Annotated in this window: 25 protein-coding genes; 18 read left to right on the top strand and 7 right to left on the bottom strand. The window is 49.5% G+C overall.

All coding sequences use genetic code 11. The annotated features are described in order from the left end of the window. Position 1 precedes the first annotated feature (1 nt). The 3 genes from MJ768_RS06615 to MJ768_RS06625 all read right to left on the bottom strand — a co-directional run bounded on the left by MJ768_RS06615 (position 2) and on the right by MJ768_RS06625 (position 2,494). Positions 2 to 1,180: an aspartate aminotransferase family protein gene (locus MJ768_RS06615; RefSeq protein ID WP_239289157.1), complete on the bottom strand. Its 1,179-nt coding sequence runs from the start codon at positions 1,178 to 1,180 to the stop codon at positions 2 to 4. A gap of 544 nt (positions 1,181 to 1,724) precedes the next feature. Further along, positions 1,725 to 1,988, bottom strand: a complete 264-nt coding sequence (rpsT, locus tag MJ768_RS06620; protein ID WP_239289159.1) for a 30S ribosomal protein S20 — start codon at positions 1,986 to 1,988, stop codon at positions 1,725 to 1,727. 176 nt (positions 1,989 to 2,164) lie between these two features. After that, on the bottom strand, positions 2,165 to 2,494 hold the full coding sequence (locus MJ768_RS06625; protein WP_239289161.1) for a hypothetical protein: 330 nt from the start codon (positions 2,492 to 2,494) through the stop codon (positions 2,165 to 2,167). Positions 2,495 to 2,705: 211 nt separating this feature from the next. Between MJ768_RS06625 and hisC the strand changes: the two genes are divergently transcribed. The 11 genes from hisC (at position 2,706) to tatC (ending at position 9,710) form a co-directional block, all read left to right on the top strand. Then, positions 2,706 to 3,800, top strand: coding sequence for a histidinol-phosphate transaminase (hisC, locus tag MJ768_RS06630; protein ID WP_239289163.1), 1,095 nt, complete (start codon positions 2,706 to 2,708; stop codon positions 3,798 to 3,800). 20 nt (positions 3,801 to 3,820) lie between these two features. Continuing rightward, positions 3,821 to 4,408: an imidazoleglycerol-phosphate dehydratase HisB gene (gene hisB, locus MJ768_RS06635; RefSeq protein ID WP_173054718.1), complete on the top strand. Its 588-nt coding sequence runs from the start codon at positions 3,821 to 3,823 to the stop codon at positions 4,406 to 4,408. Between the two features lie 107 nt (positions 4,409 to 4,515). Continuing rightward, the gene (hisH, locus tag MJ768_RS06640; RefSeq protein WP_239289165.1) at positions 4,516 to 5,151 is read left to right on the top strand and encodes an imidazole glycerol phosphate synthase subunit HisH; all 636 of its coding nucleotides are present in this window, start codon (positions 4,516 to 4,518) and stop codon (positions 5,149 to 5,151) included. A 35-nt stretch (positions 5,152 to 5,186) separates the two neighbouring features. Then, complete coding sequence (hisA, locus tag MJ768_RS06645; RefSeq protein WP_239289174.1) at positions 5,187 to 5,945, top strand: 1-(5-phosphoribosyl)-5-[(5-phosphoribosylamino)methylideneamino]imidazole-4-carboxamide isomerase; 759 nt, start codon at positions 5,187 to 5,189, stop codon at positions 5,943 to 5,945. Positions 5,946 to 5,985: 40 nt separating this feature from the next. Next, positions 5,986 to 6,744, top strand: coding sequence for an imidazole glycerol phosphate synthase subunit HisF (gene hisF / locus MJ768_RS06650; RefSeq protein WP_239289183.1), 759 nt, complete (start codon positions 5,986 to 5,988; stop codon positions 6,742 to 6,744). After that, positions 6,741 to 7,136: a phosphoribosyl-AMP cyclohydrolase gene (hisI, locus tag MJ768_RS06655; RefSeq protein WP_239289192.1), complete on the top strand. Its 396-nt coding sequence runs from the start codon at positions 6,741 to 6,743 to the stop codon at positions 7,134 to 7,136. Before hisF ends, hisI begins: the two co-directional genes overlap by 4 nt. A 3-nt stretch (positions 7,137 to 7,139) precedes the next feature. Further along, positions 7,140 to 7,469: a phosphoribosyl-ATP diphosphatase gene (locus tag MJ768_RS06660; protein ID WP_239289194.1), complete on the top strand. Its 330-nt coding sequence runs from the start codon at positions 7,140 to 7,142 to the stop codon at positions 7,467 to 7,469. A gap of 104 nt (positions 7,470 to 7,573) precedes the next feature. Then, positions 7,574 to 7,918 carry a histidine triad nucleotide-binding protein gene (locus MJ768_RS06665; protein WP_239289196.1) on the top strand — a complete coding sequence of 115 codons (345 nt, stop codon included), beginning with the start codon at positions 7,574 to 7,576 and terminating at the stop codon, positions 7,916 to 7,918. A gap of 29 nt (positions 7,919 to 7,947) precedes the next feature. Beyond that, positions 7,948 to 8,181, top strand: coding sequence for a Sec-independent protein translocase subunit TatA (gene tatA, locus MJ768_RS06670; protein ID WP_239289198.1), 234 nt, complete (start codon positions 7,948 to 7,950; stop codon positions 8,179 to 8,181). Positions 8,182 to 8,196: 15 nt separating this feature from the next. Beyond that, a complete protein-coding gene (gene tatB / locus MJ768_RS06675) occupies positions 8,197 to 8,970 on the top strand; it encodes a Sec-independent protein translocase protein TatB (RefSeq protein ID WP_239289210.1) in 774 nt (257 codons plus the stop codon). Beyond that, positions 8,970 to 9,710, top strand: coding sequence for a twin-arginine translocase subunit TatC (gene tatC / locus MJ768_RS06680; RefSeq protein WP_239289221.1), 741 nt, complete (start codon positions 8,970 to 8,972; stop codon positions 9,708 to 9,710). The genes tatB and tatC overlap by 1 nt, the downstream gene beginning before the upstream one ends. A gap of 66 nt (positions 9,711 to 9,776) precedes the next feature. Here the strand turns inward: tatC and MJ768_RS06685 are convergent, their stop codons facing one another. Further along, complete coding sequence (locus MJ768_RS06685; RefSeq protein WP_239289230.1) at positions 9,777 to 10,934, bottom strand: Do family serine endopeptidase; 1,158 nt, start codon at positions 10,932 to 10,934, stop codon at positions 9,777 to 9,779. Positions 10,935 to 11,297: 363 nt separating this feature from the next. Between MJ768_RS06685 and MJ768_RS06690 the strand changes: the two genes are divergently transcribed. Then, positions 11,298 to 12,044: a Nif3-like dinuclear metal center hexameric protein gene (locus MJ768_RS06690; protein WP_239289239.1), complete on the top strand. Its 747-nt coding sequence runs from the start codon at positions 11,298 to 11,300 to the stop codon at positions 12,042 to 12,044. Positions 12,045 to 12,053: 9 nt separating this feature from the next. On the opposite strand, the gene MJ768_RS06695 is transcribed toward MJ768_RS06690, so the two are convergent. Then, on the bottom strand, positions 12,054 to 12,686 hold the full coding sequence (locus MJ768_RS06695) for a hypothetical protein (RefSeq protein WP_239289241.1): 633 nt from the start codon (positions 12,684 to 12,686) through the stop codon (positions 12,054 to 12,056). 362 nt (positions 12,687 to 13,048) lie between these two features. Here MJ768_RS06695 and MJ768_RS06700 point away from each other — a divergent pair, with 362 nt between their 5' ends. The 6 genes from MJ768_RS06700 (at position 13,049) to MJ768_RS06725 (ending at position 21,626) form a co-directional block, all read left to right on the top strand. Continuing rightward, a complete protein-coding gene (locus MJ768_RS06700; protein WP_239289243.1) occupies positions 13,049 to 15,169 on the top strand; it encodes a RelA/SpoT family protein in 2,121 nt (706 codons plus the stop codon). Between the two features lie 317 nt (positions 15,170 to 15,486). After that, positions 15,487 to 16,446: an arsenosugar biosynthesis radical SAM (seleno)protein ArsS gene (gene arsS, locus MJ768_RS06705; protein WP_239289245.1), complete on the top strand. Its 960-nt coding sequence runs from the start codon at positions 15,487 to 15,489 to the stop codon at positions 16,444 to 16,446. A gap of 9 nt (positions 16,447 to 16,455) precedes the next feature. Beyond that, complete coding sequence (locus MJ768_RS06710) at positions 16,456 to 18,606, top strand: FAD-dependent oxidoreductase (RefSeq protein WP_239289247.1); 2,151 nt, start codon at positions 16,456 to 16,458, stop codon at positions 18,604 to 18,606. 236 nt (positions 18,607 to 18,842) lie between these two features. Next, positions 18,843 to 19,517 (top strand): TIGR04283 family arsenosugar biosynthesis glycosyltransferase, encoded by a 675-nt coding sequence (locus tag MJ768_RS06715; protein ID WP_239289249.1) that lies wholly within the window; start codon positions 18,843 to 18,845, stop codon positions 19,515 to 19,517. Then, positions 19,514 to 20,131, top strand: coding sequence for a TIGR04282 family arsenosugar biosynthesis glycosyltransferase (locus MJ768_RS06720; protein ID WP_239289251.1), 618 nt, complete (start codon positions 19,514 to 19,516; stop codon positions 20,129 to 20,131). The genes MJ768_RS06715 and MJ768_RS06720 overlap by 4 nt, the downstream gene beginning before the upstream one ends. A gap of 442 nt (positions 20,132 to 20,573) precedes the next feature. Beyond that, entirely contained in the window at positions 20,574 to 21,626 is a 1,053-nt protein-coding gene (locus MJ768_RS06725; RefSeq protein ID WP_239289253.1) for a Nudix family hydrolase, read from the top strand. On the opposite strand, the gene yacG is transcribed toward MJ768_RS06725, so the two are convergent. Both yacG and zapD read right to left on the bottom strand, forming a co-directional pair. Continuing rightward, positions 21,614 to 21,805 (bottom strand): DNA gyrase inhibitor YacG, encoded by a 192-nt coding sequence (gene yacG, locus MJ768_RS06730; protein WP_239289255.1) that lies wholly within the window; start codon positions 21,803 to 21,805, stop codon positions 21,614 to 21,616. The genes MJ768_RS06725 and yacG overlap by 13 nt on opposite strands. A 103-nt stretch (positions 21,806 to 21,908) precedes the next feature. After that, entirely contained in the window at positions 21,909 to 22,664 is a 756-nt protein-coding gene (gene zapD / locus MJ768_RS06735; RefSeq protein ID WP_239289257.1) for a cell division protein ZapD, read from the bottom strand. Positions 22,665 to 22,726: the final 62 nt, after the last annotated feature.

Here is a 22,726-nt window from a genome sequence, read left to right on the forward strand (position 1 = left end):
GTTATGCGCCTTGCGCCAGAAAATTGGTAATCAGCGGGCATAGCTTGTCCAGTAATTGCAGCGCTTCTGCGGAAGTGAACACCATTGCGGGTAGCAGCCGGATAACGTTGTCATCGGTGACGTTGATCAACAGCCCTTGCGCCAAGGCTTGCTTAACCAGTTCCCCGCAGCTCCTGTTCAGTTCAATGCCAATAATCAGCCCCTGCCCCCGAATTTCCACCACGCCAGCCACTTTGGCCAGGCGTGTACGGAAGCCCTGCTGTAGGAATTCGCCTACCGTGGCGGCACTCGCTACCAGCTGGTCTTCTTCCATTATCGCCAGCGTGGTTAGCACAGCTACACATGCCAATGGGTTGCCGCCGAAAGTAGAGCCATGATTGCCCGGCTTAAAGGTGCCTGCCGCCTTGCCAGCGGCTAGACAGGCGCCGACAGGTATGCCGGAGCCGATACCTTTGGCTAGTGTCATTACGTCCGGCAGAATGCCCGTATGCTGGTGGGCGAACCATTTGCCGGTACGGCCAATACCGCATTGCACTTCATCCAGCATCAACAGCCAGTTGTGCTGGTCACAGATTTTGCGCAGTTGTTCGAGATAATGGATATCCAAGGTGCGGATTCCGCCTTCGCCTTGAATGGGCTCGATCAGAACCGCTACGACATCGGGGTTGTGTTCGGCGACCTGATGTATGGCATCCAGGTCATTATAAGGAACGCGCACAAAACCTTTCACCAGTGGCTCGAATCCCGCCTGTACTTTGCGGTTGCCGGTGGCGGACAGTGTAGCCAAAGTGCGGCCATGAAATGCTTTCTCCATTACGATAATGGCTGGATTTTCAATGCCTTGCTGATGGCCATATAGACGTGCCAACTTGATCGCAGCTTCATTTGCCTCGCAGCCAGAATTGCACAAGAACACCTCTTGCATGTTGGCCAGCTCGCACAGCTTGTCGGCTACAGCTTCCTGCTCGCTTATCTGATACAAGTTGGAAACATGTATCAGTTTGCTGATTTGCTCCTTAAGCGCTGTAGTTAAGCGTGGATGAGCATGTCCAAGAGTGTTGACAGCGATGCCGGACAGCGCATCAAGGTAGTGTTTGCCATTGCTGTCCCACAGCCAAACGCCTTCTCCGTGCGTGAAGGCGACTGGCAGGCGAGCATAGGTGTTCATCAAATGTGACATAGATAGATAGAATGACAGACGGCGGCATGGCCGCCGTATTGGGTTCAGGAAAACGCGTATATTGAGCTAAATTGCCTGGATTGTGCAAGGGGAAAATTTATATTGCACTTTATTAATAAGGACGTCAGCAATCTAATTGCATTAATAAAATATATTAAACAATATATTATCTTTAGGGCTTATTGCCGGAGGTGTCCCATGTCCCGAGTTGCAGTGAAACTATTCAGCACAAAAGAACAGGAGTTTGCAGCGCAAAGCACTGCGGGAAGCAAGCTGCGAAAGCATCAGCAAGCTTACGCAAGTCATTAAAGACTTCACGACTGCATACAATAAAAATGTATCGTTATTCGGCTGGCGCAAGCGAGAAGTCAAGGGTGCTCAGCTCTGCAATACTATTATTAACTTGTGCAATTAAATATTAGTGTGTGCGGGTCAGCTTGGATATTCGCCGTGGGTGATCTATGTGATCCATAATTTTGGTGAACTAAAACATAAAGCCGACAGCATGTGCTGTCGGCTTATTTGGGAGTGCGTGCAGCTATGTTTAAGCCATTGCCTTGATGGCAGCAGATAAACGGCTCTTGTGACGCGCAGCCTTATTTTTGTGAATGATCTTTTTGTCGGCGATGGAATCTACGATACTGGCGGATTCAATGAAAACGGCTTGTGCCACAGCTTTGTCGCCAACTTCAATGGCTTTCGCCACTTTTTTGATTGCAGTACGCAGTTCAGAGCGCAGACTTGTGTTATGTTCGCGCTGTTTGTTCGCTTGCCTTGCGCGTTTTCTAGCTTGTGCAGTGTTTGCCATGGCGATTCCTTGAGAATTTCTTTTGCAATAAAGAGCGAATTATACAAAGGCTTGCTAACTTTAGCAATTGTTTGTTTTTCCTGTGTAGCGAGCAAATGGATCGCACGGGCTTGTAGCACATGATTGTCCGATTTAACTCAGCCTTGGAAGGGGCAGAGATGAACCAAGCGAAATTGCTACAGGAGATTCAAAAAATGAGATTTAAAGAAGCCTGTGAAGGCATCCCATGCGAACAACTTGAGCGAACAACGTAGAATGCTGCGTGTCGTTTGAGAATCTCCAGCTACAGATTCCGGTACATCAGCACCGCGGCCATTTCGTGAAAGCCAGGGTACGGGTGCATCGTGACCCGGATGGTGTGCCAGCGATATTCCACGGCCGGGGAGTTGGCTGATTGCGATATGCAAGAATGTTTGTTCGCGCAACAGCTCCAGGCTGCTGTGTAAGTTCTCCCAGAAAATGGAGAAATCAAAAGCGAACAGTTTATGTGCTGCAATATCGGACAAATCTATTTGTTGCTGGCATATTTCAAGCTATTGATATTGTCATCTTGCATGAGGTGGCTGCCGGCTATCCCAGCTTGATCGCAGTTGTGCTCGACATGGCGTGGTTGGAAGCGCTGGCTTGAGCAACAAATAATTGCACTGTCAAAGGAAATTTGACCAGAATCTAGCGCGATTAGGATAAAATACCGCTGTCTAACAGCACCGATAATCCATGTCTTCAACCAATTTTGGTGTAACACCTGAAAGCTTGCTCCGTCAAGAAGTGCTTGATCTGCAAGCTTACCCTGTGTCCGACAGCACTGGCATGGTCAAGCTTGATGCGATGGAGAATCCTTATCCATTGCCACAGTCATTGCGTGAGGAGATCGCCCGTCTGGTGGCGGATGCCGCCATCAACCGATACCCTGACGCCGATGCTCAGCGACTTAAGGCCAGCATACGCGCCGTGACCCGCTTGCCGGAGAGCGTGGATATGTTACTTGGAAATGGGTCGGATGAGATCATTCAGTTGTTAGCACTTGCGGTCGCTAAGCCGGATGCTACATTATTAAGCGTTGAGCCATCATTTGTGATGTATAAAATGATCGCGGCTTTCACTGGGATGCAGTATGTCGGCGTGCCGCTGACAGAAGATTTTGCGCTGGATTTGCCTGCCATGTTGACTGCCATGCAACATCATCAGCCTGCGCTAGTGTTTTTGTCCTATCCAAATAATCCCACTGGAAATCTGTTTGATGCAGAAGCTATTGCTCAAATTATTGAGGCTGCCCCCGGCTTGGTGGTGGTGGATGAAGCCTATTATGCTTTTGCCAATGCTAGTTTTATGCCCATGCTGACGCGTTACCCCAATCTGCTGGTGATGCGCACATTCTCCAAGCTTGGCATGGCTGGTTTGCGTATAGGCTTTATGGTGGGTAGCAAGGCGTGGCTAGCGCAGTTAGAAAAGCTCCGTTTGCCGTATAATATAAATGTGCTGACGCAACGGGTGGCGGAAAAATTGTTGCTGCATCACGACGTGCTGTTGCGGCAGGCTGAGCAGATCAAACAGGATCGTGCTTGGTTATATGAGCGTCTGGTTGGGGTAGCGGATGTACGACCTTATGTGAGTGACGCCAATTTCATCTTATTCCGAGTGATGCATGCGGATAAGATTTTTCAGGGGCTGAAAAAACGGGGTGTGCTAATCAAGAATTTGAACAAATCCCACCCGCTATTGGTTGATTGTCTGCGCGTAACGGTGGGCACTCCGCAGGAGAACGAGCAGTTCATCCGGGCACTGCAGGAAAGTATTCATCAATTTGTTTAGGCTGTCCATTAGGGAAAATTATGCGTAGTGCGCAAGTTACACGTAACACCCTGGAAACCCAGATCACCATCAAGCTGGATTTAGATGGTAGCGGCAAGGTCAAATTTGATACCGGTTTGCCTTTTCTCGAGCATATGCTTGATCAAGTTGCACGTCATGGCATGGTTGATTTGGACATTGTTGCCAAGGGTGATCTTCACATTGATGCGCATCACACAGTCGAGGATATCGGCATCACTCTTGGTCAAGCGTTCAGCCAAGCGGTAGAAGACAAAAAGGGATTGCGTCGTTACGGCCATGCTTATGTGCCACTAGATGAGGCGCTGTCGCGCGTGGTGCTGGACATTTCCGGCCGTCCCGGTTTGGTGTTCAATGTGAACTTTGTGCGTTCCAATATAGGTGAGTTTGATGTGGACTTGGTCCATGAGTTTTTCCAAGGCTTCGTCAATCATGCGCTGGTGACATTGCATATCGACAATCTGGTTGGTAAAAATGCTCACCACCAGGCGGAAACTGTGTTCAAGGCATTCGGTCGTGCTTTGCGCATGGCGCTGGAGGTCGATCCGCGTATGGCAGGCATGATGCCTTCCACAAAGGGTACATTGTAAAGATTCTCAAGCGCTTCGATAAACAAAGTAATAAATGAGATAATGTGCTCAATAAAATTGAGTGTTGCATGCCATGGATCTAGATTTATAAAAAATCACTTACAGCTATGGTAGATATCGCGATAATTGATTACGGCATGGGCAATCTACGCTCGGTGCACCAAGCATTGCGCACCATTGCGCCAACTGCGTCTATCGTGGTGACCGACGACCCGCAAGAAGTCGAACAGGCGGCGCGTGTGGTTTTCCCTGGCCAAGGTGCGATGCCAGACTGTATTCGCGAACTGGAGGCGCGCGGGTTGCGTGCGGCAGTGCTGCATGCGGCGCGGACCAAGCCTTTTCTCGGTATCTGTATCGGCCTGCAAATGTTGTTTGAACACAGTGAGGAAGGTGATATTCCGGGATTGGCCATCCTGCCTGGCAGGGTAGTGCGTTTCGCCAGCAATTTGTGCGATGCACAAAACAATAAGCTGAAGGTGCCGCATATGGGGTGGAATCAAGTGCAGCATGGCAACCATCCGCTATGGGAAGGCATAGATCAAAACGCGCGCTTTTATTTTGTGCATAGTTACTATGTTTGTCCACAGGATGCGCAGTTTGTGCAGGCTACTAGTTGCTATCCACAACCGTTTGTCTGTGCCGTGGCGCGCGATAATTTATTTGCCGTGCAGTTTCATCCAGAGAAGAGCCAAGGTGCCGGATTGATATTGCTGAAAAACTTTGTGAATTGGGTACCAGTTTAATTTTTTTATTTTTGTTCATATTGTATAGTGCTGCCATGCTGATTATTCCCGCGATTGATTTAAAAGATGGACATTGCGTACGCCTGCGCCAAGGGGTGATGGAAGACGCCACGGTGTTTTCCGAAGACCCTGCAGCGATGGCGCTACATTGGTTAAAACAGGGTGCGCGCCGCCTACACCTGGTTGATCTGAACGGCGCTTTTGCCGGCAAGCCTAAGAACGAGGCGGCTGTCCGCAGCATCGTGGAAGCGGTTGGGCTGGATGTACCAATTCAGCTAGGTGGTGGCATTCGCGATCTGGAAACCATAGAACGTTACCTCGATATTGGAGTAGCGTATGTCATTATAGGCACTGCAGCGGTGAAGACTCCGGGTTTTCTGCATGAAGCCTGCGATGCTTTCCCAGGTCACGTCATGGTAGGTCTCGATGCCAATGCTGGCAAGGTGGCGGTGGACGGCTGGTCTAAGGTGACTAAACATGACGTGCTTGACCTGGCTAAGCGTTTTGAAGGTTATGGCATTGAAGCCATCATTTACACTGACATTGGGCGTGATGGCATGTTATCCGGCGTAAATATTCCCGCTACTGTGGAATTGGCGCGTGAACTTACTGTACCAGTCATTGCCAGCGGCGGCATCACCAATCTCGACGATGTTCATGCGCTGTGCGCGGTACAGGACGATGGTATTGCTGGCGCGATAACTGGCCGGGCCATCTATGAAGAGACTTTGAACTTTGCCGCGGCACAAAAGTTGGCGGATAAACTAACTACAAATAGAAATGTGAAGAGCTAAGTGTCGAGGCTTCCATTTTCTCTTCACTCACTTAAATAATATGCTGGCCAAACGTATCATTCCTTGTCTAGACGTAACCGCTGGCCGCGTGGTCAAAGGCGTCCACTTTGTTGAGTTGCGCGATGCAGGCGACCCGGTAGAAATCGCGCGCCGATACGACGAGCAGGGCGCAGACGAGTTAACATTTCTTGACATCACCGCCAGCTCCGATGACCGTGGTATTCTGTTTCGCATCATTGAGCAGGTGGCCGAGCAGGTTTTTATTCCTCTCACTGTGGGTGGCGGTGTGCGCCAAGTGGAAGATGTGCGCAACCTGCTTAACGCGGGTGCCGACAAGGTAAGCATTAATACATCTGCCGTGCTCAATCCGCAATTGGTGGCGGACGCGGCAGGGCGCTATGGCTCGCAATGTATCGTGGTGGCAATAGATGCCAAACAGATTCAGCCTGGTCGTTGGGAGGTCTTCACCCATGGCGGACGCAAGGCTACCGGTTTGGGCGTGGTGGAATGGGCTAAAAAGATGCAGACACTGGGCGCGGGAGAAATTCTGCTTACCAGTATGGATCGTGACGGCAGCAAAATTGGGTATGATTTACAACTTATTCGCATGGTGACGGATGCGCTGGAAATTCCCCTCATTGCCAGCGGTGGCGCGGGCACTCTACAGCACTTGGTGGACGGTGTGAAGCTGGGTGGCGCGGATGCGGTGTTGGCGGCCAGTATTTTTCACTATGGCGAATACACGATACAACAAGCCAAGCAATATATGGCGCAACAAGGTATTGAGGTGCGGTTATGAGCGATACCTGGTCGAATAAAATTAGCTGGGCGGCAGATGGGTTGGTGCCAGTCATCGCACAGGATGCAAGTACAGGTTGCGTGCTAATGATGGCGTGGATGAACCGCGAGGCTTTTGAGCGTACCGTCCAGTCGGGCGAGGCGACATATTGGTCGCGCTCGCGTAAAAAGCTGTGGCACAAGGGCGAAGAATCCGGCAATATTCAGCGGGTGCAGGAGATTCGCCTTGATTGTGATGGCGATGCGGTGTTATTGAAAGTGGAGCAGGTTGGCGGAATCGCCTGTCATACCGGGCGAGCCAGTTGCTTTTTCAGTCGCCTGGAAAAAGATAGGTGGGTGGAAATCGACCCGGTGCTTAAAGCGCCCGACGAAATTTACCAGAAGAAATCATAAGCAATGAGGAACGATATTCTTCAAAAATTGATGGAAACAATAGTGGCGCGCAAAGGCGCAGCAGTTGAAAGCTCATATGTAGCTAAACTGTTGAGCAAAGGCGAAGATGCCATCCTGAAAAAAGTCGGCGAAGAAGCCACCGAAGTACTGCTGGCCGCTAAAAGCGGCGATAACCAACATTTGGTATATGAAACCGCTGATTTGTGGTTTCATTGTATGGTATTGCTGGCGCAGCATGGCTTGTGCGTAAACGATGTGCTGAAGGAGTTAGAACAACGGGTAGGGGTTTCCGGACTTGATGAGAAGGCCAGTCGTAAGGGTAACGGCTCCTAGATTTTATTTATTCATTGTCAGGAGTGAATTTACCGGTATGGCACGTGTCTACTAGTTCTCGTCATCAGGTTATCAGGAGTTGGAGTGAGGTCTAGGAGGCAAAAGTGGATAACTGCATTTTTTGCAAGATAGTTCGCGGTGAAATCCCTTGCCGAAAGGTGTATGATGACGGCGAGTTGCTTGCCTTCCACGACATCCACCCAATCGCGCAGGTGCATATAATGCTGATCCCCAAGCTGCACTTGGCATCACTGATGGAAGCCAATGACAGTCATATGGCGCTACTTGGAAAAATGTTGTTGCTGACGCCTAAATTGGCAAAAGAGCAGGGGTTGAACAACGGCTTTCGCACCGTCATAAACACAGGCATCGGTGGAGGGCAGGAAGTGTTTCATCTGCATATTCATATCATTGGTGGCAACATTCCACCCATGGTGCGGCGGGATTAACGCCACTTAAACTTTTAGGAGAAATAAAAATGGGTTCATTCAGTATTTGGCACTGGTTGATTGTATTGTTAGTTGTTATCCTTATTTTTGGTACCAAGAAACTGCGCAATATGGGCAGCGATCTGGGAGGCGCGATGAAGGGCTTTAAGGAAGGTATGCGCTCAGAGCCAGAAGTGTCCAAAGATGACACCCACAAGCAAGTGGAACAGGGTGGTCAGACCATCGAAGGCGAAGTTAAAGACAAGAGTCACACCAACGCATAGATTGACTTAGCAGCCATGTTTGATGTTAATTTCTCCGAGATGATGGTGATTGCGGTGGTCGCCTTCATCGTCATCGGCCCGGAACGTCTGCCCAAGGTGGCGCGTACCCTTGGTCATTTGCTGGGCCGTGGGCAACGCTACATCAGCAGCGTCAAGGCTGACATCGCGCGGGACATAGGAATTGAGGAATTGCGCCAGTTGCAGGAAAAGGTACAAAAGGAATACAAGAGTGCCGAAGAGGCAGTGAATCAGGTCACTCAAACCCTTAACCTGCATGCGCAAGAAGTCACGCAGTCTCTCAATCAGCAAGTGGAGCAGGCTAGGGAGAGCATCAATCAACAATCGCAATTGAATTCTGATGTGCAATCCACCGTGCAGCAGAGCACTTTAGAGCAGAAAAACTTCCCCAAGGCTAGCGAAAGAGATAAGGGCGCACCACCATTGAGTACACAGGGTGGCGACAATATCGAGGGCTCAGTGCGTGCGAGCAGTGTGAGCCTGGCAGATGAGCTTGAATTTAAAACGCTTTCATCAGCGTATCAAGAGGCGACACGTAATTTATATGCTCAGCAAGAGGCGGCTCGCAAATTGCATGTTCAGGAGGAGAAATTGCGTCAGTTGAGGCAAAAAGCAGATCAGCAAGTCAGTAATAACGATCAGACGGTGTCGCAGGATCAGTTAGTGCAGCAACCTCTTAGTGCCGTAACTCAACCTAAACAAGCCAGCGTACAGCAGGCACAGCCCGAGTTGCAGATGACTTCCGAGCAAAAAAGTTTCCCCATTGATTAATGAGTACTAGCGAAAGCTTCATTTCCCACCTGCTCGAATTGCGCACTCGCCTTCTATATGCTTTTGGAGGGCTGTTGTTGGTATTTATATGCCTTGTTCCGTGGGCAGGTGATCTTTATGCGCTACTCGCGGAACCGATGCTCGCTAAGTTGCCAAAAGGCGGGCAGATGATCGCTATTGATGTTATTACTCCATTTTTTGTGCCCCTTAAAGTGGCGATGATGGCTGCATTCCTGATTGCATTGCCTTATATATTGTACCAAGCTTGGCTTTTTGTCGCGCCCGGCATGCACGCACATGAAAAACGCCTGATGTTGCCGCTCGTTACGGCCAGTGTGGTGTTGTTTTTTTTCGGCATGACATTTGCATATTTCGTGGTGTTTCCCGTGGTATTTGGTTTTTTCAGTGGTGCTGCACCACATGGCGTCGCGGTGATGACCGACATTGACAAATACCTGAGTTTCGTAATGGGGATGTTCCTTGCCTTTGGTACTACCTTCGAAGTGCCGGTGGCAGTGGTGGTGTTGGTTAAAATGGATATGGTAAGCATTGCCAAGCTCAAGGAAATCCGACCTTACGTTATTGTCGGAGCGTTTATTCTCGGTGCTCTCCTCACCCCACCGGACGTGGTATCGCAGTTCATGCTAGCCATACCATTGTGGTTGTTGTATGAAGTGGGCATCGTGGTGGCGGGGTGGATGATAAAAGACCCGAAAGAGGCCGAAGTGAAAAGTGGATAACCATTCCTCGTATTTCAGTTTCAGAAATTATGTTATGCGCATCCGGCTAGTTTGTACTTAGGAGTTTTACTCCAGCTGCTTCGGTCTCGGTCGCTTACCGACCGTAACTTGCACCACAACTTCACGCTGATTGCGCAGCAGCTTGAATACGACAACTTTGCCGGGCGGCAAACTGGAAATGGTTTCCAGCATAGAGCTGGAATCTGTTAGCAGCTGTTTATTATCTACCATGGTGAGAATGTCGCCAGCACGCATCCCGGCTTTGTCCGCTGGACTGCCACGCACAACTTCCGAAATTAACACTCCCTGTATATTGCCGAGCTTAAATGATTCCGCTAGTTCTGGCGTGAGCTCCTGCACTGCTACGCCGACCCAGCCGCGTGTCACCGAGCCGCTTTGGATGATCTGTTCCATGATTTTTTTTGCCGTGCTGACAGGAATAGCAAAACCGATACCGAGTGAGCCACCATTGGGCGAGTAAATCGCGCTGTTAATGCCGATCAGGTTGCCGTTTACATCTACCAGCGCGCCACCCGAGTTGCCTGGGTTAATTGCTGCGTCGGTCTGGATGAAGTTTTCGAAAGTGTTTAGTCCGAGGTGATTGCGTTTTACTGCACTGACAATGCCCATAGTCACCGTTTGTCCCACGCCGAACGGGTTGCCGATGGCCAACACGATATCACCTACTTGCGCTTGGTCTGGGCGGCTAAAGGTGATGGCCGGGATGGTGCCAGGCAGGTCGATCTTAATGACGGCAAGATCGGATTCCGGATCGGAACCAATAATGCGTCCTTTGGCCTTGCGCCCATCGGCCAGAGCCACTTCGATCTGGTCGGCAGCTTCAACCACATGATGGTTAGTAAGTATGTAACCGTCGTGGCTGATGATGACGCCAGAACCTAAGTTAGAACCGCGTTGTGGAGAATTATCGAACTCTTCGCCAAAAAAGAAACGGAAGCGTGGATCATCCATGAATGGATGCAAAGGTTTCTTTATTTCGGTGCTGGTAAAAATATTAACCACGGTGGGCATGACTTTGCGTGCCGCAGCGCTGAAGCCTGCTGGAGGAACTTGGCTGGTGCTGGTGTTTACGCTTTCATGCAGTGTGACGATGCCGCTACGCGCAGCAGAGGACAGCAGGCCGGGCTTCAGGGTATTAATAATGAATAATACCGCCAGCCCGATAGTGGTGGCTTGTGCGAATAAGAGCCAGAATTTACGCATGATATGACTGCTTTACGTTGTTCAGAGATCTATTTATCTGACCCGAATGCTTTGTAAATTCGTGTGATGGTCTGCTGAGGTTTATGAGTCTGGAAAAATACGTCGCATCCCGCGAGCCGCACTTGTGTGTTGAGTAATGATATAAACGATCGGTGCAGTTATTCAGGCTTCCGATGGAGCTAAATTTAGTGTAGCAAATAAAAAAAGTGATGAGCACGTAAGCTTATGAAAAATATAATTTAATTATTAATTCAAAGATTGAAATTGTTATATCACTGCTTTCTGTTTAAAAGACGAGAGAGATTAAGTTTTAGTGTGGCTGATTTAAAGTAAAATCGAAGTGATTAATTTAAAGATAAGATCATGTTGCTAAATGATTTGCGCGATTATATCGCAAGCCTGCTGGAACCCGACCGTTTTCGTGACTATTGCCCAAATGGTGTGCAAGTGGAAGGTAGAGCAGAAGTCCGCCGCATCGCCAGTGGTGTAACGGCCTCGCATCGTTTATTGAAAGCAGCCACAGCATGGAATGCAGACGCTATTCTGGTTCACCATGGTTATTTCTGGCGTAATGAAGATGCTGCTGTGACTGGAATCAAGAAACAGCGTATTGCGCATTTGCTTCAGCACGATGTTAGTCTGCTGGCTTATCACCTGCCGCTGGATGCGCATGCCGAACTTGGCAACAACGCGCAACTCGGTCAGCGTTTGGATTTTATGGAGCATGGGCGCTTCGGAGAGCACGACATAGCTTGTTATGGGGAGTTGGTACAAGCACAAACATTGGCACAATTGACCCACAAAATTGCGCACAGTTTACAGCGTACGCCGCTAGTGATAGGAGAGGGTGACCCCACTATCCGCAGGATCGCTTGGTGTACAGGTGCGGCGCAGGGTTATTTCGAAGCGGCGATAGCGTTGGGCGTGGATGCCTTTCTCACCGGCGAAATTTCCGAGCAGAATGTGCATGTGGCGCAAGAAACGGGTGTGGCATTCATCGCGGCTGGCCATCACGCCACTGAGCGCTATGGTGTGCAGGCTCTGGGTATGCACCTCGCCGAGCATTGCGGTATAGAGCATCATTTTTTCGATCTGGAAAATCCGGTTTAAGGGCATACTTTAACGCTCGAGGTTTGCGCGCAACTTGTCGAGTGATACTATTGAAATTGCAGCGCTTCTTGAAGACTCACGCAGAGCTGCGTTGGCAGAATGCAAAGCATCGTGATGTGTCACCAATAGAGTTTGTATTAGACTGGTGGCTTCATTTAGCAGTGCATCCGCAGTGGAGGAAAAACGCAGAAGGAAATCCATGCTGCGCGGGTAATAAGACGTCCATTGCCAAGCCAGGAAACTCTCATTGCTCTTAAAGCCTGCCTCCTGAAAAGTATTATGCAGTGTATTAATGACTCTTAACTGTTTTTGTTCGAGCGTAGGCGCAGCACTCCACATCAGCCCATAGTAAATACGCAGGGTGTCGCCCAGATATTGCTGTTCCAGCATGGGGCGCAGGTAGAGTTTTTGTTCTGATTCAGGTTGCAGGTACAGCCCAACCAGACACTCAGTTGCGTTGCGGTCTTCGGTGGTTGATATGCGCCAGCCCGACGTGCTTGCTACGATACGTTCGCTTAATGCTAGCCAGAAGTCATTGTTCAATTTCTGGCGTGTTCCATCCACCTGATTTGCCACACTAAGTGCCAAGGGCAGGTTTTCTTTTTGTGCGAAAAAATTCAGCACAGCTTGTTCTTCGTTCATCCGCCCATCCTTAAAATTAGAAATAAAATTATACGGATTAGTCTTTATCCCAAATAGTTATAATTAGTGTTGCCATCTAAAAAATACACAGTTTATAAATTAAATATACGCTCCATACAATTCATATTCAGAGCCTGATCACTTTTCTAATATATCGTTTATTAATTTCTTAATAATCCAAAATGGTAGCAGGAACCAATAGATAGATAGTCAAATGGATCTGTTCGACTAAACTGTCAGATGGCTATATCTTATTATATTTAAGAAAGTTTTTTCTAAATCAAGTACACAGTTGAGATGAATACTTTAGCAGACAATCTGCACAGCAGATGATCGCAAATTTAAATTTTGGAGGTACATGTATGTCCGATGCCGAAATGCTCTTACAGGAGGTCTCCACCTACCTGAAGCCCAAGGATGTCGAACATATCCGGCAGGCACTTAAATTTAGTGGTCAAGCACACGAAGGTCAGCTACGCAAGTCCGGTGAGCCCTATATTTCGCATCCCATTGCCGTCGCTCGAATTCTCACACCACTGCATCTCGATGCGCAAGCCATAATGGCGGCATTACTGCATGACGTTGTGGAAGACACCCATATTAGTAATGAAGAAGTAGCCAATATATTCGGCAAATCGGTGGCCGAACTTGTTGATGGTTTGAGTAAGCTTGACAAGATTGAATTTCAGACCAAAGAGGATGCGCAAGCGGAAAATTTCCGTAAAATGCTGTTAGCGATGGCGCGTGACGTGCGCGTCATCCTGATTAAACTGGCCGACCGCCTGCACAACATGCGCACGCTAAAATCAATGTCTCGCGAAAAATGCGAGCGCATCGCGCGCGAGACCATGGAAATTTATGCACCCATTGCCAACCGCTTGGGCCTCAATGCCATTTATCAGGAATTGGAAGACTTAGGCTTCAAGCATCTGTACCCAAAGCGCTATGAAGTTCTGTCTAAGGCTCTCAAAGTCGCACGCGGTAATCGTCGTGAGGTTGTAGGCAAAATTCAGGAAGCCATTCGCCAGCGCCTGGAAGAGCATCACATCACTGCCCAAATACAAGGGCGCGAAAAACACCTATATGGCATCTACCAGAAAATGCAGGCAAAATCTCTGGCCTTCGCTCAAGTACAGGACATTTATGGCTTCCGCGTGATGGTGGATGATGTACCCTCCTGTTACCTGGCGCTGGGAGCGCTACATGCTTTATATAAACCGATTCCAGGCAAATTTAAGGATTATATCGCCATCCCCAAGGCGAACGCTTATCAGTCGCTGCATACCACCCTGTTTGGGCCATACGGTACCCCCATCGAAGTGCAGATTCGCACTCAGGAAATGCACAAAATCGCAGAGGCTGGTGTCGCCTCGCACTGGTTATACAAGACCGCGCAAACATCATTCAATGATCTGCACAAGAAGACCCACCAGTGGCTGCAAAGCTTATTGGAAAGCTTAAGCCAGAGCGGCGATTCGGTGGAGTTTCTTGAACACCTGAAGGTAGATTTATTCCCGGATGAAGTTTACGTGTTTACTCCTAAAGGCAAAATTCTCGCGCTGCCACGTGGCGCAACGGCTGTGGACTTTGCTTATAGCGTGCATACCGACATCGGCAATCGCTGTGTAGCTGTCAAAGTAAATTTTGAGCTGGCACCATTACGTGTCGAGATGAAAAATGGCGACCGCGTGGAAATCATCACCGCGACGCATGCTCACCCCAATCCCGCATGGCTCAGCTATGTAGTCACCAGCAAGGCACGCAGCCAGATTCGTCATGCACTCAAAACTATGCATTTTGACGAATCCTCCGCGCTGGGGGAGCGCCTGCTGAACCAAGCTCTATCTTCACTTGGACTTAAAAAACAGGACATTGACAACAGCCGGTGGGAAAAGCTGCTCAAGGATACCGGTGTAAAATCGCGCGAAGAAATCTTCGCTGACATTGCTCTGGGACGTCGCCTCAACATGGTTATTGCACGTCAGCTCGCACGTATCGGAGAGGCCGGCACTCTAGAACATCCTGCGCTCAGCGGCGTAATCACTATCCTTGGCACGGAAGGTATGGCAGTACAGTTCGCAAAATGCTGTCGCCCCATTCCAGGAGACTCTATCATCGGCATTATCAAGAAAGGCCAAGGATTGGTAGTTCATACTCATGACTGCCCCGTGTTATGCAAGGGACGCGGCGGCATGGACAAATGGCTGGACGTGGTGTGGGACAAGCACATCAACAGACCCTTTGAGGTGAGCATTAAATTAATCGTAGCCAATCAGCGCGGCGTTCTGGCCAAGGTAGCAGCAGCGATTGCCGATGCCGAATCCAACATCGAAAATGTCCACTTCACCAATGAAGGTAATTACACTACACTGTATTTTACATTGCAGGTGAGCAACCGCATACACTTGGCCAACGTGATGCGCGGCCTGCGCGGAATACCCGAGGTAATACGCATTACCAGGATCAAGAGCGCGCCTGCCTAGGGGGCACTTCTAAAAAATCCAGAGCTGTGATCATTTGCCTCACAGATTGCGTGCTAAAACATTCCATTCCAACTACTGCGTTGCATGAACTCTAAAACTTCACCCTATAGTCGGATTCAACAAAATTGTCGTTACGCCCTAGCAGACTGTCGGACTTCGAGTTTTGAAACAGCGTAACATATTGTTTTTTATATATAAATTAATTTGATTAAATAATGGGCGCATCAATTTAATCAATGAGTTACAAGAGAAGTCCGACAGGCTCCTAGCGTCACGACAATTGATGTGGTACGGATTAATCACTCACTGAGGATGCTATGCACGCCACCTTACCCCTGCTTCTGACTACGGATTTCCCAGCGCTACGCAGGAAGAAACTCGAAATATTGCAGGTCAACCTCGGTTATCGCTGCAATCAGACTTGTGTGCATTGTCACGTCAATGCCGGCCCAAATCGTAAAGAAATGATGGATGAGGAAACGCTCAGTTTGATTCCGCAATTGCTGGCAGCACGCCAGATTGGCGTGCTGGATCTGACTGGTGGGGCGCCTGAGTTACACCACAAATTTCGTGATTTGGTGAGCAAAGCAACAGCCCTGGGAGTGCAAGTAATAGACCGCTGTAACCTGACAATTATGTTTGAGCCTGGGCAGAACAATCTAGCCGAATTTCTTGCTGAGCATAGAGTGGAGGTAGTGGCCTCGCTGCCGTGTTATACCGCTGTCAATGTGGATAAACAGCGCGGTGACGGTGTGTTTGATAAAAGCATTGCCGCTCTCCAGCGCTTCAATTCATTGGGCTATGGCCAGGAAGGAAGCGGGCTTACCCTGAATCTTGTATACAACCCCCTCGGTCCAATGCTGCCACCAAAGCAAGGTGCGCTAGAGGCGGCCTACAAGCGCGAATTGCTCGAGCATTTCGGCATCGTCTTCAATAAGCTGTTTGTGCTTGCCAATATGCCAATCCAGCGCTTTGGCAGTACGCTTATATCCAAGGGTCAACTCAATGAATATATTCGTTTGCTCAAGGAAAATTTCGCTGCCGGCAATCTTGCTAACGTAATGTGCCGCAATCTCGTCAGCGTGGATTGGCAGGGGTATCTTTACGATTGTGACTTTAACCAGCAACTCGGACTGGCTCTGCCGGGTGGGGAAAGGCCACATTTGCGCGAACTGATGGAAGCGGATTTGCATGGACAGCTGATTCGTGTGGCCGAGCACTGCTACGGCTGCACTGCAGGGCAGGGCAGCAGTTGTGGCGGAGCGCTGCACGGCTGAAGTGCCGATATGAAAAAATTTATTCTATTACTGCTGGTTGCGCTCATCATTGCACTGTTCTTCGGACTTGATCTTGACCAATACTTTACGCTGAATGCGCTCAAGGCCAGTCAAGAAAAATTCACGATTTTTCAATCGGAGTCACCGTGGATGGTCGCGCTAGGAGTTTTTGTGCTGTACGTCATGGTTACGGCACTGTCACTACCCGGCGCTACAATCATGACATTGGCTATTGGCGCGTTGTTTGGGCTGTGGGTTGGAACAATCCTGGTGTCCTTTGCATCTAGCATCGGTGCTACGGCGGCATTCCTGGTTTCACGCTATGTACTACGCGACGTAGTTCAGCACCGCTTCGGTGACAAGCTTAAGGCAATCAATGAAGGCATGGAGAAAGACGGTGCGCTCTATCTTTTTACACTGCGCCTTGTACCTGTTTTTCCATTTTTCCTGATTAACTTGTTGATGGGTCTGACCCCGATCCATACTCGCACCTTTTACTGGGTCAGTCAGCTTGGCATGTTGGCAGGAACCATTGTGTATGTGAACGCAGGTACCCAGCTTGCACAGCTTGATAGCCTTTCAGGTATTGTCTCGCCGGTGCTATTACTGTCCTTTGCCTTGCTAGGCATGTTCCCATTGATTGCCAAATGGATCAGCCGTGGGATACAAAAACGACGTATTTATGCGCGCTGGCAGCGACCGCAATCATTCGACCGCAATTTGATTGTGATTGGCGGTGGCGCTGCCGGTTTGGTTTCGGCTTACATCGCAGCAGCCGTCAAGGCGAAGGTCACGCTGGTGGAAGCTGACAAAATGGGCGGCGACTGTCTGAATTCCGGTTGCGTACCGAGTAAGGCGCTTATCAAGAGCGCGAAGCTCGCACATCAGATGGCGACGGCGGATCGTTACGGATTGGAACACTCGACTCCGCTCTTTAGCTTCAAGGCAATAATGTCACGCGTTTACGATGTCATCCGTACCATCGAGCCCCATGACAGCGTGGAGCGATATACCCGGCTCGGCGTGGAAGTGCTGCAAGGTTATGCGAAAATCATTGATCCATGGACAGTGGAAATCACGCTTAACAATGGCGCAATCCATCGCTTAACTACCCGCAGCATCGTTATAGCTGCGGGCGCGCGCCCCTTCGTTCCACCCCTGCCGGGCATTGAGGACGTGGGCTACGTGACCAGCCATACATTGTGGGAGGAACTTGCCAAACTCGATGAAGTACCGAAAAATTTAGTGATATTGGGTGGTGGACCGATTGGTTGCGAGTTAGCTCAGAGCTTTGCGCGCCTGGGTTCGCAGGTTACACAAATAGAAAGGTCATCGCGCATCATGATACGCGAGGATGTGGAGGTATCGGCGCTAGCTCGTAATGCGCTTGAAAATGATGGGGTCAAAATTCTTACTAACCACGAAGCTCTGCGCTGTGAGAAGATCGGAGATAAAAAAATATTGGTAGTCGAACGCAACGGTGTCGAGCAACGTATCGAATTCGATGTCTTGCTCTGTGCCGTTGGCCGAGTAGCACGACTCAGTGGTTTCGGTCTGGAAGAATTAGACATTCCAACGCAACGCACTGTGGTCACTAATGAGTATCTCGAAACTATTTATCCCAATATTTACGCCGCCGGCGATGTTGCCGGTCCGTACCAGTTCACTCACACCGCAGCTCATCAGGCTTGGTTCGCCACCGTGAACGCCCTATTTGGGGAATTCAAGCGGTTCAAGGTGGATTATTCCGTAGTGCCATGGGCCACCTTCATCGATCCAGAAGTGGCGCGGGTCGGGCTTAATGTACAAGAGGCCCAAGAAAAAAATATCCCGCATGAGGTTACCCGTTATGACATCAACGACCTCGACCGTGCCATTGCTGATAGTACAGCGTACGGCTTCGTGAAAGTACTCACTGTCCCCGGCAAAGACAAAATTCTGGGTGTCACCATCGTCGGCGAACATGCTTCTGACCTGTTGGCTGAGTATGTCCTGGCGATGCGGCATGGGCTGGGGCTCAATAAAATTCTCGGCACCATCCACACCTATCCAACATTGTCTGAGGCGAACAAGTACGCAGCAGGTGAATGGAAGCGCGCGCACGCGCCGCAACGGCTGCTTGCGTGGGCCCAACGTTATCACGCATGGAAGCGAGGTTAAGCCATGCAGACATTCCTTTGTATCATCCGTTTGCTGATTAGCAGTGTTTGGGCACAAGCAGTCAGTTTCAATCCCGATAAGTGGAGTCGCCTACTTGTGGCTAATTGTGTACAACTTGAAACATATCTCGCTGTCACCTCCAATGAGGGCGATGTAAAGTGGCTGAAATCTGGAACTATAATCATCAGCTATATGGACTATGACAGGCGCTTGAATTGCATTGAATGCCGCATGTAATGAAGTTGTCGATTATTATTCCAGTACTCAATGAAGCCGATGGCTTACCAAGTTTTATTGACCGTCTCATGTTTTTACGGATCAGTAGCACAGAGGTCATCGTGGTGGACGGCGGTAGCAAGGATGCCTCCACCCAAGTGGCATCCCGCGACGGAATTCAGGTAATCCAAGCCGAGCGTGGCCGCGCTCGACAAATGAACGCGGGAGCGGCTATTGCGCACGGCGATGTTTTGCTGTTTCTGCACGCCGACACCGCGTTACCGCCGTTCGCGGATCAACTGATTAAAGGTGCGCTCGCCCTGAACGGACGTGTATGGGGGCGCTTCGATGTCCGCATAAATGGGCGGCCATTCATGCTGCGAGTCATTGGCCATCTGATGAATTGGCGCTCGCGCTTGACGGGCATCGCCACCGGAGACCAAGCCATTTTTGTGACCCGATCAGCCTTTGAATCTGTCGATGGTTTCCCCGATCAGCCATTGATGGAGGACATCGAATTGTCTAAACGTTTGCTAATGCTATCCCGCCCGATATGTTTGGCAGATCAGGTTATTACCTCTGGCCGTCGCTGGGAAGCTCACGGAGTGTGGCGCACGATATTCATAATGTGGCGACTGCGCTGGGCATACTGGCGTGGCGTGCCTGCCAGCGAGCTGGCTAAAATATACCGATGACAAGAATTATTATTTTCGCCAAAGCGCCACAGCCGGGTTTTGCCAAGACACGGCTAATCCCTGCTCTTGGGCAAGAAGGTGCGGCCAGACTTGCGCGCCGTATGCTGGAAGAGACGCTATGCAGTGCGATTGAGGCAGAGATCGGCCCAGTTGAATTATGTGCGACGCCGGAAATCGCTTCACCGTCTTGGCTTGGCGTAAATATCCCCAATCGAGTAAAGATCAGCACACAAGGCGATGGTGATTTGGGTGCGCGACTCGCTCGGGCAGTGCAACGCGGGATCGAGAATGCAGACTCTGTGTTACTGGTGGGTACCGACTGCGTTGAAATGAGCACGCTGCTCTTGCGCGAAGCATCAGCCTCACTTGAGCACAACGTTGCGTTCATTCACCCCACTACAGATGGTGGCTATGCTTTACTTGGACTCACTCAATTTCATCCAATTCTGTTCCAGGATGTCGCTTGGAGTACGAATTGCGTCGCCTTAGAGACTATCTCTCGCATTGAACAATTAGGCTGGTCGCTACAAATTGGCGCGCTGCTGCATGACGTTGACGAACCAGAGGATTTGATGCATGTCCCTGCGAATTGGCTGCGGACATGTCATACCTAATTTTGACGTTTGGCTTGCATCTTGGGCGATAATGAGGTCGGTTGGCAATAATGGAGTCCAATGGGTTAAACAGCGAGCTGAATTTCATAATGCCGCTGCGTGAAAGCAGCGAGTGCCAAGTAGTCAAGGCGGGCCTGCTTCCGCCAAGCCAGCTAAGTACAGCCAGTTCGTCAGTGCGTTCCTGGCCTGCTTGACCGCGATGAAGACCTCTTTAAGCTCGCATTTGCGATCTCCTTAATCCGCTGAAAACCTACACCAGTACTTACTATTCAACAAATTGAGCTCGCTTGATTGAGGAAAGTAGGTTTATAAGACATGAATAATTATAAGACATGAATAATCTAGAAAATATTTTTGACCATCCGCATGGAAAGTTTGGCTGGTTAGATGGTTTGTTACAGTTGATCATTTTAGTGTCCGATTGGGGCCAATGGCGTAATGAATGGGTAGCAGACAAATTAGTGCTCAATTGGGTAACCGCGTGCAACTTGGCTCGCAATACATGAATTCTTGCATGATTGAAGTTGCCGTTGGCGTGTTGTTACGCGAGGTTAATGGTGAAGCAGATGCGCCCACCGTAAATTGCACCTTGCGAGGGCAGTGCACATATGGCAGTTTCCTGCTGGCGCAGCGGCCGGAAGGAAAGTCTTACGCGGGCTTCTGGGAGTTTCCGGGCGGTAAAGTTGAAGAGGGCGAAACACTGCTGCAAGCGCTGGAACGAGAACTGCACGAAGAGTTAGGCATTAAAATTGCGACTGCTTATCCTTGGCTGACACGCTTGCACATTTATACACACGCTACAGTGAGACTGAATTTCTTTCGTATCACTGTATGGCAGGGCGAGCTTCATGGCAAAGAAAATCAACAACTGAGTTGGCAAACCCCTTCCAATTTGACAATATCCCCAGTGCTTCCGGCCAATATATTTGTCCTCCGTGCGCTGCAATTCCCACCTTTGTATGCCATTAGTAATGCTGCCGAGTTGGGTAGTGAAAAGTTTATGGAACGTTTACAAGTTGCGCTAGAAAATGGCTTGAAGTTGGTGCAGATGCGCGAACCTGTTTTGTCGCGCGAAGCTATGCGTGAATTGTCTTTGCGTGTGGTGCAACTGGCACACATATACGGCGCGCAAGTGCTAATTAACAGTGATATTGAGCTGGCTAATGAAATTGGCGCGGACGGTGTGCATTTGAATAGTACCCAGCTTGCTGCATGTAATTCACGTCCCAGCTTGACTTGGTGTGCGGCATCCTGTCACAACGCCGACGAACTACAACGAGCCAATAATCTGGGCTTCGATTTCGTGGTGCTAAGTCCTGTATTGCCCACTCGCAGTCATCCCGATGCAACACATTTAGGCTGGCAGGCATTTGCAACAATGGCAGCAAATTCGGCCATTCCGGTGTTTGCGCTGGGTGGATTATGTTGTGACGACATGGAGAAGGCCTGGCTGCATGGTGCGCATGGCATTGCGATGTTGCATCAGGCTTGGTGAGAAGGTTCCTCTTCCGAGTTGCTCTCGGACTGCGGGATGCGATAACTTTCCGTGGCCCACTGTCCCAAGTCAATTAATTTGCAGCGCTCGCTGCAAAATGGGCGATAGGGACTGTCATTATTCCACGTCACTTCTTTTTTACATTGCGGACAAGTGACAATAGTTGTTTTTTTCACCATGGCGTATTCCTGTTTTCAAATAAACGGATCAAAAAACATTTCATTTCCAGCTCATCACTCACTTGTGGGAGGATGGCGTCAGTCATTAAATTGACAAGCGCAATTACAAAGAGCAGAAAGTAAGGTTGAACGCTACATCCTGATCGTATAAGGCGCTCTTGGCTACATAATCGGCAGCAATGAAGCGAATATTAAGCATGTATTTGTTGGCGCCGACTTCAGGAACGCACGGTAACGCTTTGTCCAAACTGACACGCAGCATTTGTGCTACGCGGCCACATTGCATTTGCTGAAAGCTACCCTGGTGAGCAATGTAATGGAAGGCTTTTCCACTTTCGCGTAACAGCTTGAGGATGATTGCAAGGCCATCGCGTATGGGGAGCATGGGAGTTAGGCAAGTTTTTAGGTAATTGCGCCGCAGCATGGCATCCTGATGCAGCCAGTGATGGTAGGATGGCAAGTCAAATTCACAGGTTCCGCCAGGGATGCCGGCACGCTGCTTGATGCCCATTAGCCATTCGTTTTCGCGCAAGTGCTGGCCCACCTTGCCACTCATGTTTAACACGCCACTACTGGCGCATTCAATTTCATCGAGTACCGCATCCAGTGCTAATTCTGAAATTTCCGGGTTGTTGTGTAAAGCGGAAAGTTGTCGTTTTTGGCGTTCTAATTCTTGCAACAGATCAGATTTCAGGTCGGAACGGCTAGCGACTTCGAGGACCTCAAACAATACGCTCAGAGCAGCGTGATGGTCAATGGCGCTTGATCTTTCTGTAAAGCATAGCAACTTGGCATAAAGGTCCTCTAGGCGCAGTAAGGTGCGCATACGTTCATTGAGAGGGAAATCATAGCTAATCACAATGCTAGTGGGGGGATGAGTTTTCGTTAAAAAGAGGTCAATATATTATGGTCATTATATAT

Source organism: Candidatus Nitrotoga sp. 1052, from assembly GCF_927312905.1.
Taxonomy (GTDB): Bacteria; Pseudomonadota; Gammaproteobacteria; order Burkholderiales; family Gallionellaceae; genus Nitrotoga.

What these genes read in the sequence shown, in the direction of transcription:
- MJ768_RS06615 (WP_239289157.1), bottom strand. Translation starts at nt 1,180, where the DNA reads ATGTCACATTTGATGAACACCTATGCTCGCCTGCCAGTCGCCTTCACG.
- rpsT (WP_239289159.1), bottom strand. Translation starts at nt 1,988, where the DNA reads ATGGCAAACACTGCACAAGCTAGAAAACGCGCAAGGCAAGCGAACAAA.
- hisC (WP_239289163.1), top strand. Translation starts at nt 2,706, where the DNA reads ATGTCTTCAACCAATTTTGGTGTAACACCTGAAAGCTTGCTCCGTCAA.
- hisB (WP_173054718.1), top strand. Translation starts at nt 3,821, where the DNA reads ATGCGTAGTGCGCAAGTTACACGTAACACCCTGGAAACCCAGATCACC.
- hisH (WP_239289165.1), top strand. Translation starts at nt 4,516, where the DNA reads ATGGTAGATATCGCGATAATTGATTACGGCATGGGCAATCTACGCTCG.
- hisA (WP_239289174.1), top strand. Translation starts at nt 5,187, where the DNA reads ATGCTGATTATTCCCGCGATTGATTTAAAAGATGGACATTGCGTACGC.
- hisF (WP_239289183.1), top strand. Translation starts at nt 5,986, where the DNA reads ATGCTGGCCAAACGTATCATTCCTTGTCTAGACGTAACCGCTGGCCGC.
- hisI (WP_239289192.1), top strand. Translation starts at nt 6,741, where the DNA reads ATGAGCGATACCTGGTCGAATAAAATTAGCTGGGCGGCAGATGGGTTG.
- MJ768_RS06660 (WP_239289194.1), top strand. Translation starts at nt 7,140, where the DNA reads ATGAGGAACGATATTCTTCAAAAATTGATGGAAACAATAGTGGCGCGC.
- tatA (WP_239289198.1), top strand. Translation starts at nt 7,948, where the DNA reads ATGGGTTCATTCAGTATTTGGCACTGGTTGATTGTATTGTTAGTTGTT.
- tatB (WP_239289210.1), top strand. Translation starts at nt 8,197, where the DNA reads ATGTTTGATGTTAATTTCTCCGAGATGATGGTGATTGCGGTGGTCGCC.
- tatC (WP_239289221.1), top strand. Translation starts at nt 8,970, where the DNA reads ATGAGTACTAGCGAAAGCTTCATTTCCCACCTGCTCGAATTGCGCACT.
- MJ768_RS06685 (WP_239289230.1), bottom strand. Translation starts at nt 10,934, where the DNA reads ATGCGTAAATTCTGGCTCTTATTCGCACAAGCCACCACTATCGGGCTG.
- MJ768_RS06690 (WP_239289239.1), top strand. Translation starts at nt 11,298, where the DNA reads ATGTTGCTAAATGATTTGCGCGATTATATCGCAAGCCTGCTGGAACCC.
- MJ768_RS06695 (WP_239289241.1), bottom strand. Translation starts at nt 12,686, where the DNA reads ATGAACGAAGAACAAGCTGTGCTGAATTTTTTCGCACAAAAAGAAAAC.
- MJ768_RS06700 (WP_239289243.1), top strand. Translation starts at nt 13,049, where the DNA reads ATGTCCGATGCCGAAATGCTCTTACAGGAGGTCTCCACCTACCTGAAG.
- arsS (WP_239289245.1), top strand. Translation starts at nt 15,487, where the DNA reads ATGCACGCCACCTTACCCCTGCTTCTGACTACGGATTTCCCAGCGCTA.
- MJ768_RS06710 (WP_239289247.1), top strand. Translation starts at nt 16,456, where the DNA reads ATGAAAAAATTTATTCTATTACTGCTGGTTGCGCTCATCATTGCACTG.
- MJ768_RS06715 (WP_239289249.1), top strand. Translation starts at nt 18,843, where the DNA reads ATGAAGTTGTCGATTATTATTCCAGTACTCAATGAAGCCGATGGCTTA.
- MJ768_RS06720 (WP_239289251.1), top strand. Translation starts at nt 19,514, where the DNA reads ATGACAAGAATTATTATTTTCGCCAAAGCGCCACAGCCGGGTTTTGCC.
- MJ768_RS06725 (WP_239289253.1), top strand. Translation starts at nt 20,574, where the DNA reads ATGGGTAGCAGACAAATTAGTGCTCAATTGGGTAACCGCGTGCAACTT.
- yacG (WP_239289255.1), bottom strand. Translation starts at nt 21,805, where the DNA reads ATGGTGAAAAAAACAACTATTGTCACTTGTCCGCAATGTAAAAAAGAA.